Source organism: Psychrobacter sp. H8-1, from assembly GCF_904846575.1.
Lineage (GTDB): Bacteria > Pseudomonadota > Gammaproteobacteria > Pseudomonadales > Moraxellaceae > Psychrobacter > Psychrobacter fulvigenes.
Map to the genome: position 1 here is coordinate 2897823 of NZ_CAJHBG010000001.1, position 15400 is coordinate 2913222.

Below are 15400 nucleotides of genomic sequence, written 5' to 3' on the forward strand. Positions count from 1 at the left end.
TTTAATTAAAGCTATCGCATGATAGGTCGTTTGCAAGCGCTGCTGCCTTGCTCAATATGTATACTACTAACCAAACACTCAGTCAAACGCTGCATCTATAGAAGCACGCTTGTAATAAGTATTCAACTAATAAGTGCTAAAGACTACTGCTATAAATGACCGCTAGTGTAGCATATTTTGATTTATAGGCTCACTAACAAGCTTCGTCCCTGTCCGGGTTTTATATTGGCTTTGATTTTACCGCTCAGTTTAACGCAAATACCGTACTCTATAAAAGGTTTTGTCGATTATTAACGAATCGTCAACACATCAATGGTGGGTCGACGCACTCGAAATGGTAACCCGCGAGTACCAACACCACTACTGATAAAGACCTGTGCATTGCTATGTTGATACACCCCGCATTTGTTGTCAAAAGCCGTCTCGGGCAATAACATATTAGAAGCAAAGCTAGGCTGATTATGAGTAGTGCTATCATTCTGCTGCGGTGACAATCGGCTAGATTGAGCTGGTTTTGCCGCCCCTGTAATCAATAGTGGTCTTGGCTGTAGCGTCTTGGGTAAGTCAGTAATACTATCAAATCTTGACGCTAGAATAATCACTGGTAGCGCAGCATTTTCAATTTCAGTACATAACGCTGCTTTATCAGCAACAACGATCACCTCGCTGGTGTTATCGCTGGCCGAATGGCGTTTAGTAACATGATCTGCTGGCGAGTTTTTGGATGCTAGACCCTCTGGGCATAGCAGCGCCTTTGCACTAGGTAAGCTGTCGTCTTGAGAGTTTAGTTGCGGCATATCTTGCCAGCCACACAGCATGGCTACTTTTGATGAGGTTTCAGCGCTCTGCGATTGCGGACTGATCGTACTATTTTTAGGATGCTTGGTTTTATGATGCTTGTCAGCTATCGGTGAGAGTGGCCGACACTGCTGACCGATATAGGTAATGTCGAGTACATCAAACGCAGCAGCTAGCGTATCTTCTAATAACGGCTGCCCTTGCTTGGTAGTATTTATGGACTGATAGCGTAAATCTGAGGTACTCATCACGGTATAAATGGGTTTATTGACCCCTTTAAACAACATCAACTGCCCAACCAGATCTGCCCCTGGATAATACAGCCAGTCACCTGTGATTAGCACCGCATCTACGGGTAAAGCATTAATCGTAGCAACAAGCTTTCTGATATGCCTAGGTTTGCCACTGTAGAGCCCTATACGCAAATCAGCCAATACCGCTATGGTTAGTGGCGACTGTATATTAATATCGATCGCTTGATGATGCAGGCGTAAGCGATTGGGCTGGACAATAACGGCATAAAAATACAACCCCATGGCTATCACAGCCATCAAAACCGCAGGCAGCGATAGACTGCCAAGCAGTGGCGTCACGTTTTGTACCCAACCAATAATAAGTAATAACGCCCAAAATGGCATGGTATAAGCGGCATAATACAAAGCCAGCTTAGGCCAAATACGCATAAAGCGCTTACTGGGGTTGGCATTAAATGTCTGTAGGCATGACCACAGCACCACATACGCCAGCAATGCCGTCGCAGTAATGATACCTAGCGTATAAATAGCGTGGTCAGTCATGAATACCTAGCTGTGGATGTAGATGAAAAAAGAAAAAGCCAGTGTGCCGCATAGTTGATTATGTCGTGAACACTGGCCTATCAAAAACCGCCTTATTATACCTATATTCAATGGATGCGCTAGCCTCAAGCAACCACCCAGCAGTCCAGCAAAAAATCAGCCATTATAAAGCTCAAGGTCCACAAGTCAAAACCCCATTCGCAGCGCACACTTAAAACGCTTAAGCATGATGAGCATACTTATAGCTCATTTCTCCCTAATCAATGCGCAAACCAATAATAGCGGGTATGCCTTGACGCATAATCTCGATAGTAACGACACCTTTTTTGGGCAGCGATGAGATAGCATCAGCAATATCCGTCGCCTTTCTGATAGGCTTTTGATGCAAGTTGGTAATGACATCACCTGCTAATATACCAGAGCGCGCGGCCAGTCCCGTAGGCTCAACGGCCGTGACCAAGACCCCAGTCTTGCCATCTGTCGCAAGCTCTGCTTGCTCATCAGGGGTCAAGTTACGTAAGCGCAGACCTAAACGCACTTCATCATCTTGTTGGTTTTGACCTTCAGCTTGTACATCACTTGGGGCATGGCTAAGTGTGCCAGACACAGTGAGCTGCTTGCCGTCCCGTTGTACTTGAGCACGGAACTTATCATTGGGCTTGGCGCGGTTAATGAGGTTTAAGAGGTCTGAGGCACGCATGATCTTGTTATCATTGTACTGCAAGATGATATCGCCTGATTTTAGACCTGCTTTTTGGGCAGGCGAGTCTGGTGATACCCGCGTCAATAGCGCCCCTTGTGGCCTGGCCAGCTTATAGACCTCTGCCAAGTTACGATCAATGTCCTGCGGATAGATACCTAAGTAGGCGCGCGTCACCTCACCGTTGTTTTTTAGCTGCTCGTAGATATCCATCGCCGCATCAATGGGAATAGAGAACGACAAGCCCATATAGCCGCCAGTACCACTAAAGATACGTGAGTTGATGCCAATCACTTCACCGCGCTGATTAAACAAAGGGCCACCTGAGTTGCCAGGGTTGAGCGCCACATCGGTTTGGATAAAAGGCACACTGGTCTCACGAGAAAAACTGCGGGACTTGGCACTGACGATACCAGCAGACGCTGAGTAGTCAAAACCAAATGGCGAACCGATAGCCAATACTGGCTCTCCAACTCTGATGATGTTGGAGTCGCCAATTGGTAGCGCTGGGAACTGACTCCCAGTTACTTTTAACACTGCCACATCCGAGCGCTCATCACTACCGACCAAGGTAGCATCTAACTCTGTGCGATCGTTTAATGTCACGGTGATTTTGTCAGCGCCCTCAACCACATGATGGTTGGTGAGCATATAACCGTTGGAGGTGATAAAAAATGCGGTTCCATACGCGTGCTCAATCGCGGGCGTGGCTGCTCGATCAGGAATGCGTAAACGGTCACCAAAGAACTGTCGCAGCAATTCTGCGGTCTGAGCTTGGGCAAGCTCCGCCTCGCTCACAGTTTTGGTCACATTCACCCGCGCCACCCCTGGTGTCACTTGCTGTACAAGGTTAGAGAAGTCTGTGGTAGCGACTGCAGCTTGTGCGGTTTGAGTGGTCGCTACGCTCATGCCCGCCACCATCGTTGTACTTACTGCTACCGCCAGCAAGCTACGCTGTAGCATGCGCTGTAAATGATAAGCGATTGGTTGACTCTGCATAGTATCCTCTTATTTAATTATCTATATTTAGTTATCTATATGCATTCAATGTATTTGGTCTGAATGCTTTTATTATTAGGGCGTATCATACAGTTGCAATGCAGCTCTGTTGTAGCCTTATTCTCAGACATATAATCTTAACCTATTTTTTATGCCGCTACTGTATAACAAAATCAGTATTTATTTTACTGTGATTTTATTATCCACCTTATATTATGCAAGACATTGTCCGCCATGACCATACACTTGAATATGAGCATGATAACTTAGTAAGCCGTCCCATAAACCAGCAAACTCATCAGTCTCTAGTCAGTCTCTCGTCTGCAAGTTTGCCTAGCGCACTTAATACAAGACAAATAAAATCATGCTATGATAACAAACCGAATAATACTCATAGTAGACAAAAGTTCACTATGAGCACATGGCTTTATATGGATGACCATCGTGGCTTCTATTATGAAGGAGCTGTATATCGCTTGTTATCTACCGCAAATAATGACGGTAGGTGATGCTTATTTAAACCTGTACGCTTTACACAATGACTGCTTTTCTACTGCTATTCCTGCCTGCTCTGATATGGCACGAATACCCTTTATGATGACTCATGATAAATCTAGCCGTTGTCACTGTTTAAAATGGTCATTTTACTATAGCACTATTTAGAGTTTATCAGCGGGCACTGATTGGTGCCGTCGCAGAACGAACAGACTCTACAATATGTGAAGTATGACAAGCTTATAAAAGGATTGATTTATGGATACCGCCCTATTGCTATCCGGCGTGGTTGGGCTCGGCATTGCCGCCCAATGGTTGGCTTGGTATTTAAAGCAGCCGTCCATTCTATTTTTATTATTGATCGGCATTATTGTTGGGCCGATACTCGGTATATTTGATCCCGATTTGGTTTTAGGCGAGCTGATGTTCCCTTTTATCTCTTTGGGTGTCGCCATCATCTTATTTGAAGGGTCACTAACCTTAGAGTTCGATGAAATCAAACAGCACGGTACTGTCGTACAGATGCTGGTATCGGTTGGGGTAGTGATTACCATCGCCATCGTGGCACTATCGACGTATCTATTATTCGACGTCGATCCCTTGATTGCACTGCTATTCGGTGCGTTGGTCTGTGTGACTGGGCCAACGGTGATTATGCCGCTACTGCGTAGTGTGCGCCCCAACAAAACCATCTCCAATATCCTAAAGTGGGAAGGCATCATCATCGATCCCATCGGTGCGATTGCGGTGGTCTTGATTTATGAGTACATCATCTCTGGCGGTGAAGCCAGTAGTATCCTGCTGTTTGCCAAGATTGTTGTACTAGCCTCAGCCATTGGTATGGCTGGTGCGTGGGCGCTTGCGTTCTTAATGCGCCGCAATATGATTCCTGAATTCTTGCGTAATGTCTTTACGCTGGCCTTTGTATTATTGCTGTTTTCGATATCGAACCATTTGGAGCACGAATCAGGTCTCTTAACCGTTACCGTGATGGGCGTTGCCTTAGCCAACTGGCCCAAGTTCCCGCGTGATACGATTTTGGAGTTCAATGAATCACTAACCATTTTACTGATTTCAGTGTTGTTTATTATCCTTGCTGCTCGGGTGGAGCTTACAGACTTAATGAGCGTTGGCGTTGCAGGTTTGGTATTACTCGCCATCGTTATGTTTGTAGCGCGTCCATTGTCTGTTTGGGCATCTGCCATTGGCTCGAACTTAAAAACCAATGAAAAGCTGATGATCAGCTGGATTGGCCCGCGTGGTATCGTTGCCGCCGCCATCTCTTCTCTGTTCGCGATTCGCTTGCAAGAGTACGATATTCAAGGCGTTGAGTTGTTAGTACCTTTGGTGTTTATGGTGATCATCGGTACGGTCATGATTCAAGGTTTGGGCGCAAAAATGGTGGCCAACTTCTTGGGAGTTCGTGAGCCTGAGACCAATGGTATCTTAGTTGTCGGCTCAAACCCTGTCGCCCTCATGGTTGCGACATCTTTAAAAGATCATGGCTTCGATGTCGTTATCGCCCACAATAACTACACCAACATCGCAAAAGCGCGTATGAGCGGTCTGCGTACCTACTTTGGTAATCCTGTCTCTGACCACGCTGACCACCATCTCGACTTAATCGGCATCGGTCACCTATTTGCCATGAGTATAGATAAAGAATTGAACACGCTCTCTGAGATTCATTATCGACATGAGTTTGGTGAACAAAAGATATTCCGTCTCAAATTCAGCGACGAAAAAGCCAAAAGTGAGCGCGATACCAAGCAGGCAAACTTCCACTCGCAGTGGCTGTTCGGTAAAGATGTCACTTATACCAAGCTTGCCAGTATGCTCTCCAAAAAGGCTAAAATTAAGATTACTAATATCACAGACAGCTACAGCTTTGAGCAGTATAAGGCGGACAATAAGCAGTTTGTTCCATTGTATACATTGGATAAAGAAGGTCATCTGAATGTCTTTACCGATAAGTTTGATGGTACAGTGCCACGTGATCGCAAGCTGGTCGCGCTGGTCGTTGAAGACGAGGTGCAACCAAAGACGGTAGATGTCACCGCCAAGCAAGAGCAAGCAAGGGCGCTTGCGGATGCAAGTTTCGAAGCCAAGTCAAAAGCGCCTGAAAAGCGTAAAGAAAAAGAGCTCAGCGCAACGTCAGCAAACGAGATGTCGCAAGATGATACGGCAAAGGCAAATAGCTCAGCTGAAGCAAAAACAGAGGACAAAGCTGCAGAGCCAGCTAAAGCAAATGAGACGACTACCACTGCCGTGTCTACAGCCAAGCCTGCCAGTGCAGAAGCGAAAAGCTCAGAGCCGAAAAGCCCTGCTGCAAAAAAATCTGACTACAAAGCGTCTAGTTCAGTTGCTCAGATAAAAGCCAATGCCCAAGGCAGTGGCAGCGCACCCAAGAACAAAAAAGGCGCGCTGGATCCAAAACGTCTACCTGACACAGACAGAAACACAGAAGCTAGCAACACAGCTACTACTAAGTCAGATTCGGCTAATGATGTAGAGAAGTAGCACCAGCTTTTTATCATAATCTAATAGCAAAAACCCCAGTTCAACTTTGAGCTGGGGTTTTTATCATTAGGGCGTTTGGCTGATTTGATAACACGCCCTAGCAAAATTTGCTACCATGTATTTTTTAGGTTTTATGATTTAGATTTGATGAGTCCATTCTAAATCATAAAACTGGCACACTCTATGCCACGTGCTGTTGGTATTAATTTCCCTTGCGTGCTGTGCCTACGCAGACAGAGGCTGCGAGAAATTAATATCAGCAGCACTGTAGCTAGTTTAAAGTGTGTTAACTATAGTCAAGTATCGTTATTCAGGTGATGGAATTATGGCAAAAAATGCCCTACAAGCTCAACTGCTAAAAGCGGGATTGGTGGATAGCAAAAAAGCCAAGAAACTCAGCAAACAGTCTCAGCATGCCAAGCGTACTGGCGATGCAGAAAATATCGAAGCAAAAAAAGCCTTGGCAGAAGCACAAGCCAAACAAAGAGAAAAAGACCAGCTGCTCAATCAGGAAAGACAACGCGCTTTAGAAGAAAAAACACTCACTGCCAATATCATTCAAATGATTAAGCAGCATCAGATAACTGAGACCCAAGGCGAGGTGACTTATCAGTTCGTTGATGACGCTAAAATCAAAAAAATCTATATCACTCAAAAGCTATATGATCAGGTAGTGGCTGGCCATGTGGTGATTGCGCGACTGGAGGAAGGCTACGCCCTACTTCCGCGTCCATTGGCAGATCGTATCAATGAAAAGCAAGAAGGCTTTATCGTGGTGTCCAACGACACCGCAGATAGTGAGCTGGCAGATGACGATCCTTACGCCGCTTATGTGATTCCAGATGACTTGATGTGGTAACTGCTGACGAATCAGCTTATATCAAGCTGACTCGTGACGACCTGCCATATACGGGCGCTGACCTCATCGGCAGTGCCTGACGCATCGATACGGTGAATACGCTCAGGATGCTCAGCAGCCAGCGCGCTAAACCCTGCATAGACACGATTAAAAAAGTCCGTCGCCTGCTGCTCGAATCGATCGGCAGCGCTGCGCTTACCTGCACGCGCCATACCCTCTAACACTGGCAGATCAAGCCATAGTGTCAGCTCTGGCATCTGCGGTATAAACTGCGCAATTAATGTCTCTATCTTTATCAATGCCACAGGATCACCATGCGCACGTGCAAAGCCCTGATAAGCGATGGTCGAATCCGTAAAACGGTCACATATCACCCAAGTACCGCGCTGCAATGCAGGCAAGATGACTTGCTGTAAATGGTCGCAACGTGCCGCAAACATCAGCAGTAGCTCAGTATCATCATTGATATCAGTCGCAGGATCTAACAAGATGGCGCGTAGACGCTCAGCGAAGGGACTGCCACCTGGCTCACGTGTGCGTAGGTAGTCGATACCAGCCGCTTGCAAGCGGGCGCATAGCTGCTCGATAGCGGTGGTTTTGCCCACGCCTTCGGTACCTTCAAAACTGATAAAACGACCCTTGTTTGGGTGATTACTCATATTATTACCTAAAATCTACTCTGGCGGGGTTTGTGCTTTCTTTTCACGCATCACCTTGAGGTACTCTTGTACCGCTCGGTTATGATCCGCTAAGTTGTTGGTAAATTTGTGCCCACCTGTACCGGTCGCCACAAAGTATAGCGCATCACTGTCTGCTGGATGCAGTGTGGCTTCGATAGAAGCCGCCGACGGTAGCGCAATCGGTGTTGGCGGTAGGCCGTCGATTTGATAAGTGTTATAAGCCGTTTTTTCGTCGATGTCTTTGCGGCGAATATTGCCATCATAGCGACTGCCCATACCATAGATAATGGTCGGATCGGTCTGCATGCGCATGCCTTTGGTGAAGCGGTTGGTAAATACTGCTGATACCAAGGGACGCTCTTCAGGGATACTGGTTTCTTTTTCGATAATAGAGGCCATAATCAGCGCTTCATAAGGCGTTTTGTATGGTAGATCTGGCGCACGGTTTTCCCATGCATCGGTAAGCGCTTGCTGCTGACGCTTATACAAATCGGTCAGTACCTGCTTATCACTGGCACCTTCGCCATAATAATAGGTATCAGGGGCAAACCAACCTTCTAGATTGTATTGCACGATAGGATCGCTATGAGACGTCACCGAGTCTGGCAAGATATCCACCAAGTCTAGCGCCTGCGCGATACTGGCATTACTCGCATCGCCGCCATCTGTGATCAGTACTTCTTTTTTGATGCCGGGGTTGTCACGTAAGGTTTGATACAACTCGTTTACGCTTCTACCCTCGATGATTTGTACTTTGACCATGGCAACTTTTGCACCCTGCCCTAGGATGTGCAAAACCTCGGCGATGGTTGGATTGGCAGGCAGTTGATAAATACCCGCATGCAAGGGCGCATCTACTTGCGATTTGATATAAATCTTGGCAACGGTACTCGAAAACAGTGGGATTTGTTGCTGCCACTGCGGTAGCAATCCATAATAGGTATCACCCTGCTCGATGGTCACCTTCTGCTCTGGCTGCTCGATGCGTCCAAATAAAGTCTGATAGACCATCACCAATAAAAACGCAGCAATCAAACCCAGTACCAATAAGATCTGATAACCACGCTGCATAAAAAACGATGGATTGTCTTTTTTGTACTTGCGTGGTTTACTTTGGCTACTGATTAAGGAGATGTCAGTGGCTAGCGCTTTATCTTCTTCGCTCTCGTAAGCAGCTACTGATGCTTGCTCATCAGCCACCACTGGCTCTGAGTCTAGGCCATCAGTAGGCTCATTAGGAGCATCGGCTTTATCACTAGCCTGCTTTTTATTAGGCTCATCAGAAGGGGTATCGGGTGTTGGCTTGCTCATGACAACTCACAGGGCAGAGGTTTGCTAGAATTTAGCACTGAACCGTGCGCTTTTCAATGTTATTTGCTTAGTCGTACCTAATTAGTCTTTAAACGACGTGCTAGTATTGATGGCTACAACTTTCACATCACAGCTTAGCCTATCCATTCACCCATGTATCACTGTCAAAACGACTGACTCTTATGAACTTAAACTTTAATCAAGCACTCGCTGCTAACTATCGCTCACCTTCTCAAATCATTCGGATACTGAGTGAGGCGTGGGTAAAAGACAATGGCTATTGCCCTAATTGTAGCACCCAGCCTTTATCTGAATTTAGCAATAATCAACCTGTCGCTGATTTTTATTGTGCAAATTGTGCCGAACAATACGAGCTAAAAAGTAAAAAAGCCAAATTAAGTAATATTATTAACGATGGCGCTTATGCCACTATGATGCAGCGCATCAAGAGTGATGATAACCCAAGCTTTTTCTTTTTGACTTATTCAGCACAACTAAGCGTTAACAACTTTTTAATTATCCCTAAGCATTTCTTCAAACCCGATATGATTATCAAACGTAACCCGCTACCAGCAACGGCGCGGCGTGCCGGTTGGGTCGGCTGCAATATTGACCTGCGCCAAGTTCCCGAATCTGGAAAAGTATTTTTGGTGAAAAATCAACAGGTCACCCCGAAAGACAACGTCCAACAACAATATCAAAAAACGCTATTTTTACGCGAGCAATCACAGCAGACACGGGGCTGGACATTAGATGTTTGGCAATGTATTGATAAGCTTGATAGTAAGTTTACTCTCAATCAGGTTTACAGCTTTGCGGATGAGCTACAACTTAAACATCCTGAAAACCAACATATTCATGCCAAAATTCGTCAACAGCTACAGGTGTTACGTGATAAGGGCATTATTGAGTTTTTAGGACGCGGTCGCTATCAGAAATTATCCTAAACGCTTTTCATTGTAGCGCTTAAGTCTCGGTTGTCCTTTTTTATCCCGATAAACATCTGCAATCAATTCATCCCTATCATCCCATAATGGTAATCGTGCTGTTGCAACTAAACGGTCATGAAACTTGTGCGGTGGATATTCCCAATCAATTTCATCATTGATTCGAAAAAAGCTCTCTTCACAATAATCTATATACGCATGCTGCCTATTTTTTACATAATTATTCCAGTGCCAGAGCAACTGAATAGGTGCTCGAGCAGGTTTAGTAAACGGTTTGAGGTTCACTGTTATCGCACATCTCACTAGCTCATCATTAGGAAAAACATTAATACCTTGTTCAATAACCTCCTCACGTGTATGCGCATATTCAAACATTCCACCAAAGGCAATATATTTATTAAAGTCTCGCAGATACATGACGCCTAATGCCAGTTGTGTATAGCGAGATAAATGGACAATTTCGTCAGGCTTTTTTTGTGCTAATTGACAGATTTCGTCAAAAATCATCAATCGCCGTATTTGTAATGGAATTCTATTTTCTTCATAAACTGAACGCATTACCCTCTCTCCTTTTAAAGTTACTTATTAAAAGGCGATCATTGATCGATTTGCTTCGTGGCACAAGGGTAAATAACAAAAGACGATCACTTCTCTAGAATCTTTTTGCTACGATCAGCAGCACCATTCGTTAAAAAAGTGAGAGTAGAAATGAGTAATGATAAAAGTTTGAGCACCTATGAAATAGAAATAGTCGAGACCATGAGCGCTATTATAGAAATAGTCGCTGAAGATGATTCTTCAGCGATTATACAAGCGCAAGAAAGGTACAGGAATGAAGATATTGAGTTGAATTACGATGATTTGATTGATACTAAGTTTAATATTTTTGATGTGAAATAAGCAACTAATTAAACTCAACCACCTGCCCAGACAGCAAAGTAAGTTCAGATACTGGCATCACCCCGCGCAGCGCATTACAAAAGAACAAACCGCGTAAGTTTGGCAAATCCTCATCACTTAATGAACGCATGATCACCGGTGTTTCCGTATTGGCAAACGCATCAATGATGACTTGGCGCTGTACGCCCGTCACCCCTGACTGTGTCAGTGGCGGTGTATACCACTGCCCTGATAACGGATAGTCGGTCGCCCTATTGTCGCTATCAGCCATACCTGCTTGCGATTGTGACTTGTCAGCGACTGGCAATTCTGAGAACTGAGAGGAGAGCTGATAAAAGGCATTACTCATCGTACCCTCGACCCAGTAGCCCCTCATATCGCGTACCAAGCCTTCGTCGATATTTGGCTTCGTTGCCTTGACCTGCTGGAGCTCACCACTGGCGAGCACACTATCGAGACGATTCAGGCTTTTTAAACCTGATAGCGGTGGCGGTAGGCAGCTAAGCTGCGCGGTCAGACAGGTTGCTGACATCATAGGCTGCATCAAGAGTGTGCGCCCATCTGGCAATTGTGCTTTCATAGCGGTATCAATCGGCATAGCAACTGATTTTAGCCAGACTTCACAGCCACTGCCCGCTACATCAGGCGTAAAGCCATAACCACGCACAGACTGTGCTACCCGAGTCACGACAACTTTCATCATACCTTGCTGTAGCTTTTGCGCATGCGCTTGTAGGATGACCATTAACTTTTGACTATCAAGCGTCAGTTGTAGGGCCTGAGCGTGCGAGATAAGGCGCTGATAATGATAAGCTTGCCACACTATCGCGCCATCGATGACAGCGATAGTGCTAAAGAATCCATCACCATAAGCCAGCCCGCGATTGTCTGGCGTTATTGGCGCTTTTTTTGCTGCAGTATCTTTTACAGTCTCTACGATATTATGCGCAGAAGTATTGATAGCATCATCCACAGAGCCTGGCTGCGGATGAGGAGATAAACGTTGCCAATCGCTAGCCGCTGCTGTCATGCTTAGCTGGCGTCCGCTTGTTGCTCGCCTGACTTATTCAGTACCAGCATGCAGCTATAAAACTCACACTTGGCCAGCTCTACTTTTTGCCCGCCGATGGTTTTGTTTTTGATGATTTGGCCACCAAGCATCTCGGCGATTAATTTACCGCCATCAACGCCCATTAGCTGCTGCGCTAGCTGATACGATTTCTTCGCATGGGCTTTACTCAGCTCTTTTTCTTTATCAGAGTCAGTAGGATTGGCATAGTACCAACCAAGCTCAAGGTACTTTTCGGAATCGATCAAGTCTAAATAAGGCGCATCCGTGTCCATAAAGCGATATTTGGTAGCAGGGTTACTGGCATAGTCCAGGCTATTTTCATCATTGCTAACCACCTTGCCATAAGCAGGTTTGATTTTATCCAGCTCATGGATGCTCACGGATTTGTCGCTACTGTTACCCCATGATGCCACATCATACTTGACCGGAGTACCTTGCTCGACAGTGGCTCCGTCCATATCTGTATCTGGCGTCGGACTTGACTGTACGGTCTCTGCCGCAGGTGCGTTGTCGCTATTGGTATCAGGTTCGACATCTTTTTGAGAGCCATTACAAGCGCTCAATGACAATCCAGCTGCCATCATTATGCTAACCACAAAGGTCTGTAGGGTGTTATTCCACATGGGCAATTCACTCACATTTTTAGGGTCTTGGAGTTCTATTAAAAGTTAGATTAACCAGCAACCAAACTAGGGCGTGTACGCAGGCTAACTCAGTAGGCTGTATAAAGAGATCATGCAATAACTGCGCCAATGACAAACCCAGCGCCACTCACCATGACCAACCATGCTCTGTTGTTATTCTATCGTTGATATGACCTAACGATGATACACCGATATCCGCTGCATCATTATAGGGTCAAGACCACAGTTTACCCAACTGCCCAGCGCTTGACTAGCCTTTACGTTACACAGAAGAGTCGCAGAGAGCACAGATTTGTTAAAGACCTTGTTATCCCCTATGATAAGTAAGTTTTGATTGATTTTTCCTACCCTTTCTTTCTATCATCAACTTATCACCAATGGCCAGTAGAGCACTTATGACCCAGCATTTTATCGTTATTGGCAACCCGATTGCCCACAGTAAATCTCCTGAGATTCATCAAGTATTCGCAGCGCAAGCGGGTATCGATATTGACTATCAGCGTCAGTATTGCCCTGATGATGCCGCTAGCTTTACAGCGGTGATTGAAGCGTTTTTTCATGGCGGCGGTGTCGGTGCCAATGTGACCGTACCCTTCAAACAAGTGGCTTGTGATTGCTGCGCGGCTCGTGGCGGCTTGTCTGAGCATGCCAAAGTCGCTGGTGCCGTCAATACGCTGCTGTTAAATAAGACCCTGCTACAGAGTGACGTGCCTACTGCAGAGGCGCTATACGGTGATAATACCGACGGTCAAGGTCTGGTCAATCATATGACCAGTCTGGGCTGGCCTCTCACGCAAGCTCGCGTTGCCATCATTGGCGCTGGTGGTGCTGCCCGCGGCGTGGTCTTGCCGCTTATCGAAGCAGGCGTCAAGCAGCTGACCATTGCCAACCGCACTTTGACAAAGGCAGAGACCTTGGTTACAGAGCTGAGCGCCGCCAGTCACACCATTGCTGAGCATGATATTCAGACCTGCACCACCACCGAGTTAACAGGACAGTTTGACCTGATTATCAATGCCACTTCTATCGGGCTGTCAGGCGATACCTTGCCACTGGCTGAGGAGTTAAATTGCCATTACGCCTATGACATGATGTACGGACGCACGCTGCCATTTTTGCAGCACTTTGAGGCGCGCGCAGCGCAGATATCTGATGGCTACGGCATGCTGATTGGGCAAGCGGCATTGAGTTTTGAGCGTTGGACGGGTCACACGATCGATGTGGCACTAGCCACTGAGACTTTAAAACAGTAGTTGTAAGCTAGGCCAGACGGATAAGTAACCATTCTTCAAAACGCTGTAAGGGTGCACGCAGCTTGGCTGAATGTATGACTAAGCCGCCACTGAGACCCACCATACAGCCGATAGTGGTATCGAGCATACGCACGCGGATGACCTCCTGTACACCGAACTGCGCAAGCGATACCGTGCTGCCGTACTCCGCTATAAAGATGGTTAGGGGGGTGACAAATATCACTGCCAATCCATAATGGCGATCGACCAACGCCTCAATACAGAGCATCAGTAGCAGTATCGCCACGGCCACTCCCCACATTGAGAGATTCCAAGACATCATCCAACCCGCCAGCCCCATCCCAACTAACGTACCCAGCAAACGATGGAGCTGTTTGATCCATATCGTGCGCATCTGGATGCCCTGAATGATGATAAAACAGCTGACCGCCGCCCAGTATGGATAAGGCATCTCAAGCATCATGGCGATAAACAATGCCAAGCTCACAAACCCAGCCACGATGAGACTCTCCGTCAGAGTATCAGGCTGATATTGATAAGTTGGCGTAGGCTTGGAGGGACGCGTTGCTAACAAAAACAGCGTATATAGCGATGCCATAAACATCGCAAAACCACTGCCTAGCATCACAAGCCCTGTCGATGACATCACTTCATCCAGAGTGACAGGTATGAATAACGCAATGGCACCAGCCATCATCACAAACAGCCCAGCTGGCGGCGACTGACGATAATAACGACCGAAGATAACCACGCCAAACGCTATCAATGAAAACACGGGCAATCTGAGTATCGGAATTTGCTGAGCGATAAGCCCAAGCGCAAAACACAGCGTCATCGCAAACCCCCACGCCATCACTGTCACCAACCGATAAGGCAAAGAGCCCGCCAAAGGCAAATTCAAAATAATCATCGCCCCCAAGGACGCTTTGATACCTGCAGGCAGCGCACCGAAATAGGCACCAACAAACACCGGAAAGCTAATGGCGATAGCGGCAATAATTGGCATATGCCATGGCCGACGGCTCCTGTTAACGGTTAGCAAGTGATCAAGCTCGCCATGGATGAGATACTTGATATAAACAAGCAACTGCTTAATCCATTGTTTTCGCTTTGCGATGTGCCCTGATACGGCCATAAATCTTAATCCCAGTGAAATAAATCAATCTCTATCTACGCTATATTACCAAGTATTGGCTTACTAATTATAATTATAAGTAATATCTTATAGTGTTAAACATGAATTTTAGTTATATATAGTATATTTGTCTGCACATAACATTTATACTGAGATTAAGTTCCAACCCTTTTTATAAATGAAGTAGTCCTTAACTGCACTCTTAGTAAATAAGCAGTACTTAACAAACACTATCCTTAACATCCATCCTATTACATCGTAAATTTCGGCTAATAAACGAGCTGATACGA

General features: G+C 46.0%; 13 protein-coding genes. 5 read left to right on the plus strand and 8 right to left on the minus strand.

Annotated elements, in window-relative coordinates; genetic code table 11:
• Positions 1-290: 290 nt before the first annotated feature.
• A complete protein-coding gene (locus JMY01_RS12015; RefSeq protein ID WP_201576085.1) occupies positions 291-1595 on the minus strand; it encodes a hypothetical protein in 1305 nt (434 codons plus the stop codon).
• Positions 1596-1851: 256 nt separating this feature from the next.
• Positions 1852-3258, minus strand: coding sequence for a Do family serine endopeptidase (locus tag JMY01_RS12020; RefSeq protein WP_201577621.1), 1407 nt, complete (start codon positions 3256-3258; stop codon positions 1852-1854).
• 789 nt (positions 3259-4047) lie between these two features.
• Here JMY01_RS12020 and JMY01_RS12025 point away from each other — a divergent pair.
• Complete coding sequence (locus tag JMY01_RS12025; protein ID WP_201576086.1) at positions 4048-6309, plus strand: sodium:proton antiporter; 2262 nt, start codon at positions 4048-4050, stop codon at positions 6307-6309.
• A 325-nt stretch (positions 6310-6634) separates the two neighbouring features.
• Positions 6635-7168, plus strand: coding sequence for a DUF2058 domain-containing protein (locus JMY01_RS12030; protein ID WP_201576088.1), 534 nt, complete (start codon positions 6635-6637; stop codon positions 7166-7168).
• Positions 7169-7179: 11 nt separating this feature from the next.
• Here JMY01_RS12030 and tmk read toward each other — a convergent pair whose 3' ends face one another.
• Positions 7180-7827, minus strand: a complete 648-nt coding sequence (tmk, locus tag JMY01_RS12035) for a dTMP kinase (protein WP_201576090.1) — start codon at positions 7825-7827, stop codon at positions 7180-7182.
• Positions 7828-7842: 15 nt separating this feature from the next.
• Positions 7843-9159: an endolytic transglycosylase MltG gene (gene mltG / locus JMY01_RS12040; protein WP_201576092.1), complete on the minus strand. Its 1317-nt coding sequence runs from the start codon at positions 9157-9159 to the stop codon at positions 7843-7845.
• A gap of 182 nt (positions 9160-9341) precedes the next feature.
• Here mltG and JMY01_RS12045 point away from each other — a divergent pair, with 182 nt between their 5' ends.
• Positions 9342-10106, plus strand: a complete 765-nt coding sequence (locus JMY01_RS12045) for a DpnI domain-containing protein (RefSeq protein ID WP_201576093.1) — start codon at positions 9342-9344, stop codon at positions 10104-10106.
• Here JMY01_RS12045 and JMY01_RS12050 read toward each other — a convergent pair.
• Entirely contained in the window at positions 10098-10664 is a 567-nt protein-coding gene (locus tag JMY01_RS12050; protein WP_201576094.1) for a hypothetical protein, read from the minus strand. The genes JMY01_RS12045 and JMY01_RS12050 overlap by 9 nt on opposite strands.
• 150 nt (positions 10665-10814) lie before the next feature.
• Between JMY01_RS12050 and JMY01_RS12055 the strand changes: the two genes are divergently transcribed.
• The gene (locus JMY01_RS12055) at positions 10815-11006 is read left to right on the plus strand and encodes a DpnD/PcfM family protein (protein WP_201576095.1); all 192 of its coding nucleotides are present in this window, start codon (positions 10815-10817) and stop codon (positions 11004-11006) included.
• A gap of 4 nt (positions 11007-11010) precedes the next feature.
• Here JMY01_RS12055 and JMY01_RS12060 read toward each other — a convergent pair whose 3' ends face one another.
• Both JMY01_RS12060 and JMY01_RS12065 read right to left on the minus strand, forming a co-directional pair.
• Positions 11011-12036, minus strand: a complete 1026-nt coding sequence (locus JMY01_RS12060; RefSeq protein ID WP_201576097.1) for an aminotransferase class IV — start codon at positions 12034-12036, stop codon at positions 11011-11013.
• Between the two features lie 2 nt (positions 12037-12038).
• The gene (locus JMY01_RS12065; RefSeq protein ID WP_201576099.1) at positions 12039-12701 is read right to left on the minus strand and encodes a hypothetical protein; all 663 of its coding nucleotides are present in this window, start codon (positions 12699-12701) and stop codon (positions 12039-12041) included.
• A 416-nt stretch (positions 12702-13117) separates the two neighbouring features.
• On the opposite strand from JMY01_RS12065, the gene aroE reads away from it, so the two are divergent.
• Positions 13118-13975 carry a shikimate dehydrogenase gene (gene aroE, locus JMY01_RS12070; RefSeq protein WP_201576100.1) on the plus strand — a complete coding sequence of 286 codons (858 nt, stop codon included), beginning with the start codon at positions 13118-13120 and terminating at the stop codon, positions 13973-13975.
• Between the two features lie 7 nt (positions 13976-13982).
• On the opposite strand, the gene JMY01_RS12075 is transcribed toward aroE, so the two are convergent.
• Positions 13983-15110: an FUSC family protein gene (locus tag JMY01_RS12075; RefSeq protein WP_201576101.1), complete on the minus strand. Its 1128-nt coding sequence runs from the start codon at positions 15108-15110 to the stop codon at positions 13983-13985.
• Between the last annotated feature and the right edge of the window lie 290 nt (positions 15111-15400).

What these genes read in the sequence shown, in the direction of transcription:
- JMY01_RS12015 (WP_201576085.1), bottom strand. Translation starts at nt 1,595, where the DNA reads ATGACTGACCACGCTATTTATACGCTAGGTATCATTACTGCGACGGCA.
- mltG (WP_201576092.1), bottom strand. Translation starts at nt 9,159, where the DNA reads ATGAGCAAGCCAACACCCGATACCCCTTCTGATGAGCCTAATAAAAAG.
- aroE (WP_201576100.1), top strand. Translation starts at nt 13,118, where the DNA reads ATGACCCAGCATTTTATCGTTATTGGCAACCCGATTGCCCACAGTAAA.
- JMY01_RS12025 (WP_201576086.1), top strand. Translation starts at nt 4,048, where the DNA reads ATGGATACCGCCCTATTGCTATCCGGCGTGGTTGGGCTCGGCATTGCC.
- tmk (WP_201576090.1), bottom strand. Translation starts at nt 7,827, where the DNA reads ATGAGTAATCACCCAAACAAGGGTCGTTTTATCAGTTTTGAAGGTACC.
- JMY01_RS12055 (WP_201576095.1), top strand. Translation starts at nt 10,815, where the DNA reads ATGAGTAATGATAAAAGTTTGAGCACCTATGAAATAGAAATAGTCGAG.
- JMY01_RS12065 (WP_201576099.1), bottom strand. Translation starts at nt 12,701, where the DNA reads ATGTGGAATAACACCCTACAGACCTTTGTGGTTAGCATAATGATGGCA.
- JMY01_RS12030 (WP_201576088.1), top strand. Translation starts at nt 6,635, where the DNA reads ATGGCAAAAAATGCCCTACAAGCTCAACTGCTAAAAGCGGGATTGGTG.
- JMY01_RS12075 (WP_201576101.1), bottom strand. Translation starts at nt 15,110, where the DNA reads ATGGCCGTATCAGGGCACATCGCAAAGCGAAAACAATGGATTAAGCAG.
- JMY01_RS12020 (WP_201577621.1), bottom strand. Translation starts at nt 3,258, where the DNA reads ATGCTACAGCGTAGCTTGCTGGCGGTAGCAGTAAGTACAACGATGGTG.
- JMY01_RS12050 (WP_201576094.1), bottom strand. Translation starts at nt 10,664, where the DNA reads ATGCGTTCAGTTTATGAAGAAAATAGAATTCCATTACAAATACGGCGA.
- JMY01_RS12045 (WP_201576093.1), top strand. Translation starts at nt 9,342, where the DNA reads ATGAACTTAAACTTTAATCAAGCACTCGCTGCTAACTATCGCTCACCT.
- JMY01_RS12060 (WP_201576097.1), bottom strand. Translation starts at nt 12,036, where the DNA reads ATGACAGCAGCGGCTAGCGATTGGCAACGTTTATCTCCTCATCCGCAG.